The 5,868-nt window shown below is 30.8% G+C and carries 6 protein-coding genes; all 6 read right to left on the bottom strand.

The features are described 5' to 3' along the window. Positions 1–1,031, bottom strand: a 1,031-nt coding sequence (locus CN514_RS19405) for a flavin monoamine oxidase family protein (RefSeq protein WP_098234014.1), incomplete at its 3' end; no start/stop codon positions are given. A 271-nt stretch (positions 1,032–1,302) separates the two neighbouring features. Next, entirely contained in the window at positions 1,303–1,518 is a 216-nt protein-coding gene (locus CN514_RS19400; RefSeq protein ID WP_098234013.1) for a hypothetical protein, read from the bottom strand. 84 nt (positions 1,519–1,602) lie between these two features. Further along, positions 1,603–2,166 (bottom strand): GNAT family N-acetyltransferase, encoded by a 564-nt coding sequence (locus CN514_RS19395; protein WP_098234012.1) that lies wholly within the window; start codon positions 2,164–2,166, stop codon positions 1,603–1,605. A gap of 303 nt (positions 2,167–2,469) precedes the next feature. After that, positions 2,470–3,054 (bottom strand): hypothetical protein, encoded by a 585-nt coding sequence (locus CN514_RS19390; protein WP_098234011.1) that lies wholly within the window; start codon positions 3,052–3,054, stop codon positions 2,470–2,472. Between the two features lie 223 nt (positions 3,055–3,277). After that, positions 3,278–4,552, bottom strand: coding sequence for an ATP-binding protein (locus tag CN514_RS19385; RefSeq protein ID WP_098234010.1), 1,275 nt, complete (start codon positions 4,550–4,552; stop codon positions 3,278–3,280). A 183-nt stretch (positions 4,553–4,735) separates the two neighbouring features. Then, positions 4,736–5,713 carry a VanW family protein gene (locus CN514_RS19380; protein WP_098234009.1) on the bottom strand — a complete coding sequence of 326 codons (978 nt, stop codon included), beginning with the start codon at positions 5,711–5,713 and terminating at the stop codon, positions 4,736–4,738. Between the last annotated feature and the right edge of the window lie 155 nt (positions 5,714–5,868).

The raw sequence follows: 5,868 nt of genomic DNA, 5'->3' as shown, positions 1-5,868 counted from the left end.
CCATATTTCTCCCAAAATCTAGATTTAAATTGAAGAGCTATTTTAGTTGAGCTTGCATAATGTATCTTTCTAATAACTTTCCTCTTTTCATAGGAAATAGACTCAAATGGCAGTAAATCTACAAAGTTTAATAAAGAAAAAGGAATTGTAGAAATAACAAAGTCACTAGTAAGTTGATGCTCTGTATTAAGGATTTGATCTTCAGTATAGATTGTTACGTTTGATTCTTGTTGTATAATTTTTTTAACTCTTTGATTCGTAATAATATCGTCTTTTAGTTGAGGTAAAAATCCATTAATAAGCTGATCTGTCCCACCGGCAATTTCATAAAGCTTTAAATCTTTTGTTATAAGGATTAAAACTTCCCTTAATATAGCTGTAAATGCAAGTTCAGGAAATCCTTCTAATCCCATAATGGTTTCAACGTAATTAATTGCTTCAGTTGATAATGAAACTCCAACAGGGTTATATTTTAAAAAATTTGCCATTGAATAATGATCATACATATTTATAACGGTTTCCCAATTTTTTTCAGGATTTTGATTAATAAAATCAATTACAGGACCTACTGCTAATAAGAGTAACTCTAATGCAGTTTTCCCTTTTTCACTTGGTGAGACTTTAAAGTTTAATTGGTCTGGATTAGCCTTTAAATTTTCCTCATTAGTTAATACGTTATTAATGAAAATAAGATCATTAGGAGTACTATTAATAAATTCATTAACAGGCAAATTAAATTTTTTTATATATTCAATTACTAAATGGTGAAAAGAGGGGATACGCATAGCACCGAGGTCTATATACTGTTTATCTATAAAAGGTTCCCTTTTTGTATAAATTCTCCCCCCGATTCTGTTATTTGCTTCGATAATGGTAACCTTATGTCCCGCATCTTTTAAAAGTGAAGCAGCAACTAGACCAGAGATCCCTGAACCAATGATGGTTACATGTTTTGGTAAATTAGTTTTTGGTAGTCCATTTTGAATTATGTGTATCATTTGCTCCATTGAAAGCAGTAATTTTTGAATCAAAGATATCACCTCATCTTGAATTAAATAACCAATAATAAATGTTATTCATTTACAAGTTGAAGTAGAATTTATTAAAGACCCATACAAGGAGTTCTTTTAATTTTCAAGATTACCTAAAAAGTAGTTAGGTGCAGTTCATAGCTAGCAAATAAATATTAATGTTTATGGTTAACACCATAAATAATGAGTAGCCACTGGCTACTCATACTGTTGAACTAACGCACAGCTTTAGTTCAATAAATAATAAAATATAGATTGATTAACCACCAACTTATAGTTTACCTATATTTATCCACTTCCAAGTTCGAAAACTACCAAAAATAGAGATTAAAAAAAGAAATATTAATGCAACGATCCAAACTGAAAATCTATTTATTTCTTTTAATTCATCAGCATTTCGAAATACAAAAATAGAAAAGACAATAATCATTAAATAACATAGTATATTTGGAATAATCCATGCAATTTTTAATTTGTTATTTCTCAATGCCTATCACATCCTTAGTTACAAACTCATACTATTGAATTAACGCTCCTGCGTTAGTTGTACAAGGGATTTTTAAATTTTTGTCTAATTTACCTTTGCATAGATGCAGGTATCAGTTAGTTTTTTACCGTCAGCTGTAAGATCGTCATTACGTAATATCCCTTCAAGCTCAAAACCTAGTTTTTCAGGGATCGAACGACTTTTAGTGTTATTAGATTCACAGCGTATTTCAATCCTTCTAAATTTGAATAGCTGAAAGCCAAGGTTTGTTAACTCACTTACTGCTTCTGTCATATATCCATTGCCACTAAATTGCGTATTTATCCAGTATCCTATTTCACATTTAGAAATCTTCCAATCAATTCTGTGAAGACTAGCAGTTCCAATAAAATCATTAGTATCCTTATGATAGATAAGATAGCGAAAGCTTTCTCTTTTCAAAAAATCTATATGTGCATTTCTAAGGAGAATTTCCGTTTCTTCAATAGTAGGAATTGACTGGAATAAATGCAACCATTGCTTTAACTCACTAATTGAAGCATTAATAGCTTGGTATACTACATTCCCGTCACCAGCTTGAAGTGGCGCTCGAAGAAGTAGTCTGTCTGTTTCTATTTGTAGCGGAACATCTAATAAAATAGGATTCATTTAATTTCCCCTCTCGAAAACTTTAAATTATGATCTAATGCAACTTAAAATAAAAAAACAGTCACCCCAAAGAAATAATTCTTGAGGAGGAGAGTAACAATTTCGTGGTACCACCTCAATTTGTTGATATGTTACCATATCGACCACTTCGGGTGCGTAACTATAATAAATAAATTCTCTGTAATGTTATAGTCTTATCCTCATTTTCAATTGCAATATACATTCAAACTCAATTTTGGAGAAGACAATGTATAATAAAAAGCTCAATCTTTTTTCACAAAGCTAATACTTACAGTTCGCTATTTAATTATTCATCTCTTTTGTAAATCCGCCATCATCTAAATATCGAATATTAGTTATTTTGCCATCTGTGTTAAAATAAACTCTACCTGAAACTTCAGCGTCCTTTTTTTTGCTTCCATCTTTTCCGTATAATATATTAACTTTAAATTCATAAGCTCCTTCAGTCGTCTCAATTTTTTTAATATCAATGTTATCTACCTTTATTTGATATCCGCTTTTGTGTACTAAAAATTGATAATTAAAAGCATATGCAGCGATAAAATTGTTGTACATCCTTTCAGTAAAATAAGGTTGGAAGGTTTTTTCATAATATTTTTCTAGCTCTGTGTTTTTTGGGGGTTGCGTAGCTTCCCCATCTTTTCCTATGACTGTTACATTTTCTTCCGACGTTAACATCTCAATTAATTTTATATCAGGTCCTGTAAACTGTTTTTCTATGATAGTTTTTATAGTCTTTACATTTTGATCCTGAGGTGTGGACTTTACAATATTGGTTGAAGAGCAACCTGTTACTAAAATTATTCCTGATAAAAGAAACGACATAATTGTCAATGGATAGAATAGGCGCCTAAGATTATTTTTCATTTATTCCTCCAAATTTTAATGACATAGCATTATATTTTCTATTAAATATATTCCATTTTTTTCCTAAAAATCCCTTTTTCTTGTGCAACTAATCTGGTATTTTGTTGAAGAAGACATTCAACCATCTACTTTAACAGAGCCAAAAAGAAAAAAGATAGAAGCCCTTGCTTCTATCTTTTGAGAGTTAACTTAACCATAACTACTACACGAAAAATAAAATCAATTATTCAAAAGAAAATCCCACAGTTTGATTCTTTTCCCAATTTTGCTTTTTTTGTTTACGTAAAATTGAGCTCATTTCATCGCATAGTCGAATGATATCTACTTTTTGTTCACAGTCCCACTCAATTATGATTGAGATATATAACTCATTTAATTGAGCATAAGAGAAGTCATTTGTTGAATCGATTAGTAGCTGTAATTCTTCATTGTTTAAAATTCGATTTAATTTTTTCCTTTGTAAGTAGTCAGAACGCATTTCTTTTGTTGGTTGTTTAATTTCATATGCTCGATCAAATCTACCAGAGCGATTCATTAAAGCTGGGTCGATTTTTTCAGGATAATTAGTCGTTCCAATTAAAAATAAACCTTCTTTAGAAGTTGCACCATCGATTGTATTTAGGAATACTGAGCGGACGGAAGGAGGCATACTGTCAATATCCTCGATAACTAGTACCATTGGTGTTAATTTTAACACTGAATTAAAGACCTCTTTAATTGTGTAACTTGATGTATATTCAGTAATTTGCCAATATGCAACCGGTGCGTTAATACTACTTGCGATTGATTTTACTAATGTTGTTTTTCCATTTCCAGGATTTCCATATAATAAAAATCCTCTTTTATACGGGATATCATATGTTTTAAAAAACTCTCGACCTTCATTAAAGAAATGATCTATTGAGCGATAAATTTCTCTTTTTAATGATTCTTCTAAAAATACATCTTCTCTACTAACCATTTTTGTTATATTTTCAATTGTTGTTTCGACACCGTCATCTGTATCCGTATAGACTGTTACATAATTTTTAATATACTCTCGTTTTCTTTTTAGTACATATTGAAAAAAGGATGAAAGACATGAATCATTTTTAGCAAAAATCAGGTCTCTATTATATTGATTATCCGCTTCAAATATCATCGCTTTCGATAAAGCTACTCCGTAATTCGGATAATAATATAATCCATTCTCAACCCTTGGCTTAATGATTAGTTCCAATTTTTTATCAGTGTGATTCGAAGAAATAGTTTTTGTTTCAAGCTCATTATAAATATGGCTGATTAATTGAACTTCACTCGATTCTTCTTTAAGATCTTCTTCTAGAATTCCCCAGATTTCATTTGTAGTATCCTCATCTGAATACATTTGAAAATCTACTCCAAATGTATCAATTAGCTGACTTTGAATAGTTGAAATGATCTTTCCGTAATCGTAGTAATAAGGTAATGTATTTCGTTCCAAATCCTTCGAATCAAATAATACATTTATTTTTGTCATGCAATTCTCCTTTGTTTTCAAATCTTTCTTATAATTCTAAATCCTTAGTTTCTATAAGTCTAGTGTTGAAAGGATTAGACTTTCATTAATTTTTATTCAAAATGATCCTTATTCATGAAAAACACAAAAATCCCACAAGATCTTTAATTTACCTTGTGGGGTTTACTTAGTATGTATAAAAATTTAATCACCTACCGACTTATGCGGTGGTACTATTTTTCCTTTTCTAGAAGGATTTGAAGAATGCTTGTCTTCTTCTGTATTTATTTCTTCAGGTAAACGAGTTGGAGCTATAGGGACACTTCTTACTTCATAATTGATTACATCAGAAGAATGAAGAGTAACAATCATACTTCCGCCATATTGTTTTGCTCGAATTAGAATTGGCTGATTATATTTATTCTGAAATCGGAAGTCTGGTCCATACCAACTAACAGTAGCATCACGTCCTGCTGGTACATATGGTACTCGTCTACTATGGGTATATCTTTCAATAATTTTTAGACCAGCGCGATCGACTGCATTAAATAGGGTAGATGACACTTGACATATTCCTCCTCCTACTCCTTCAGACAATTCTCCCCTTACAATGATTGGTGCACGTTTATATCCCTTTGCTCCACTTCTCTCTCCTACTACCTTATTAAAAGAAAAAACTTCATTTGGAAAAACTACGTAATTATCAATTGCTTTTGCAGCAAGAGAAATATTATGTACCCGACTTTTATTATTCGAATTAAAGTAGGTTACATATTGTCCAATTTGTTGAATTCTAATATGAGCTAATAATTCACTATCAACTTTAGGATAAATATCTAACTCTGGTACTTCAATTTTAGATTGTCCTTTACTATAAAAATAGGTAGTAAATTTATCCTTAAACTCTTTTTTATAAAGCCTGTATCCTACCTGGCCTGGTACAATTCTACCTTGTTCATTGATTGTCGCATTTATAGGGTTACGGTAAATTTGTTGATCAAGTTTTTCAATAAATTGATTAAACTTTTTATCGTTTATCAATGGTGTACCTGGAAGTGACATTGTAAAATCTTCACGATTAACCACAGCAATCGGATGGCCCTGTTGAATAACAGTTAAGCTGTCAGGAAGTTCAACTGATTGCGTCATTAATAAAAAACTAGCTAGTAATTTTTGTATCATAGTCGTATTTCACCCCAACATTAGTATGAACTAGATTCAATACTTTCATGTTCACGAATGCTCTTTCTTTCCGATCCCTTTTTACCATAAAAATAGAGAAGGACTTTTCGTCTACTCTAAGCTATTTTTACAGTTTATTAGTTATTTTCATCGAT

Source organism: Bacillus sp. AFS001701, assembly GCF_002559405.1.
GTDB lineage: Bacteria > Bacillota > Bacilli > Bacillales > Bacillaceae_G > Gottfriedia.
This window is presented reverse-complemented; position numbering and strand designations above follow the sequence as displayed.

Coding starts and splice junctions, on each gene's coding strand:
- CN514_RS19380 (WP_098234009.1), bottom strand. CDS start 5,713: ATGATACAAAAATTACTAGCTAGTTTTTTATTAATGACGCAATCAGTT.
- CN514_RS19390 (WP_098234011.1), bottom strand. CDS start 3,054: ATGAAAAATAATCTTAGGCGCCTATTCTATCCATTGACAATTATGTCG.
- CN514_RS19385 (WP_098234010.1), bottom strand. CDS start 4,552: ATGACAAAAATAAATGTATTATTTGATTCGAAGGATTTGGAACGAAAT.
- CN514_RS19395 (WP_098234012.1), bottom strand. CDS start 2,166: ATGAATCCTATTTTATTAGATGTTCCGCTACAAATAGAAACAGACAGA.